This window comes from Microbacterium sp. CPCC 204701 (assembly GCF_004010105.1).
GTDB lineage: Bacteria > Actinomycetota > Actinomycetes > Actinomycetales > Microbacteriaceae > Microbacterium.
This window is the reverse complement of sequence record NZ_RRYE01000525.1, coordinates 1-1,641: the sequence shown is the minus strand read 5'-3', so window position 1 is coordinate 1,641 and position 1,641 is coordinate 1. Positions and strand designations below refer to the sequence as shown.

Annotated in this window: 2 protein-coding genes; one reads left to right on the top strand and one right to left on the bottom strand. The window is 72.8% G+C overall.

Annotation, left to right across the window (positions count from 1 at the left end; all coding sequences use genetic code 11):
* Nucleotides 1–52: 52 nt before the first annotated feature.
* Complete coding sequence (locus tag EIO58_RS17505; RefSeq protein WP_127820510.1) at nt 53–775, bottom strand: DUF72 domain-containing protein; 723 nt, start codon at nt 773–775, stop codon at nt 53–55.
* A gap of 115 nt (nt 776–890) precedes the next feature.
* Between EIO58_RS17505 and EIO58_RS17500 the strand changes: the two genes are divergently transcribed.
* On the top strand, nt 891–1,641 hold a 751-nt coding region (locus EIO58_RS17500), incomplete at its 3' end, for an LLM class flavin-dependent oxidoreductase (RefSeq protein WP_127820509.1).

Here is a 1,641-nt window from a genome sequence, read left to right as displayed (position 1 = left end):
AGTCGCCACGCGGGGGGCGCCGTGCCGGAAGGGCACGGCGCCCCCCGCCGCGTCAGGCGCCCAGCATCCGCTTCAGGGTCCGGGCGTTGCGGACGGCGTTGCCCGCGCCGTCGTTGTTGAAGAACGCGAAGACCTCGTGGCCGAAGCCCTCCCATTCGCGGATGCGCTCCGCCCACCAGTGCAGGTCGTCGTCGGAGTACGAGCCGCCGTACAGCCGCTCGGGATCGGGACCGTGCAGCCGCACGTAGACCAGCCTGGACGTGGCTCGGAGGATGCACGGCAGCCGTGCGCCGCTCATGACGCAGTACGCCGCGTCGTGGCGTTCGAGGAGCGGAAAGATCGTTTCGTCGTCCGTCCATGACGGATGCCGGAACTCGACGACCGGCCGGGTCCACGCGGGAAGCGCCTCGAGGAACGCGTCCAGGCGCTCGTCGTCGCGCTCCATCCCCGGGTGCAGCTGAACGATGAGCGGGCCTCGGCGCCCATCGAGTGAGTGGAGGCCTCGCGTGATGCGCTCGATCCACACGCCGGGATCGCGCAGCCGCCGGGCGTGCGTCAGCCCGCGCGGAGCCTTGACGGCCATCTCGAAGCCCTCGGGCACGCGGTCGCGCCACGACGCGAATCGAGCGTCGGCCGGCCACCGGTAGAAGCTCCCGTTGAGCTCGACGGTGTCGAATTCTGCGACGTACTGGTCGAGCCAGCCGCGCTGATCGCCGCGGTAGAGCACACCCCGCCAGTGCGGATAGACCCAGCCCGAGGTTCCTATGCGTGCCATATCGACATCCTCCGTGGCCCGGCGGATCCGCGGGACGGGGTTGCGGGGCGCGCGCACCGCGGATACGCGGGGCGGCCGCTTCCGCGGCGTCGGTGCGTCCTGCCAGAGTGGACGCATGGCACGCATCGGCGCGATCTTCAACCCGTACACGCACTCTCCCGACGAGTTCCACGACGCCGTGCTCGCGGCCGAAGAGGGCGGTGTGCCCGAACTGTGGGTCTGGGAGGACTGCTTCCGCCAGTCGGCGTTCGCCACGGTCGGCGCCGCGCTCGCGTGGACGGAGCGCCTGAGGATCGGCATCGGCATCGCACCCATGCCGCTGCGCAACGTGGCGGCGACGGCGATGGAGGTCGCGACGGTCGAACGGCTGTTCCCGGGGCGCCTCCTGCCGGGGGTCGGCCACGGCGTGCTGCCGTGGATGGGTCAGGCCGGCGCCCGTGTCGCCTCGCCCCTCACGCTCATGCGCGAGTACGTCCCGGGGCTGCGCGCACTGCTCGCCGGCGAGAAGGTCGATGTGGCCGGCCGCTACGTGACGCTGGAGGGTGTGCAGCTCGACTACCCGCCTGCCACTCCGCCGCGCGTGTACGCGGCCGCCGAGGGGCCCAAGACGCTGCGCCTGAGCGGTGAGGTCGCCGACGGCACCGTGCTCGACAGCGGTCACACTCCCGGCGAGCTGGCTGCGTCGATCGCCACGATCGGCGAAGGGCGCGCCGGGGCGGGGCGGGACGACGGGCACGACAACGTCGCGTACGTGGTGACGGCGTTCGGGGCGGATGCCGAGGCCCGCGCCCGCGCGGACGTCGGCGACAAGCCCGACCCGCTCGAGCGCGCGCTGTGGGGCGACCCGGCGCAGGTCGCCGAGGGCG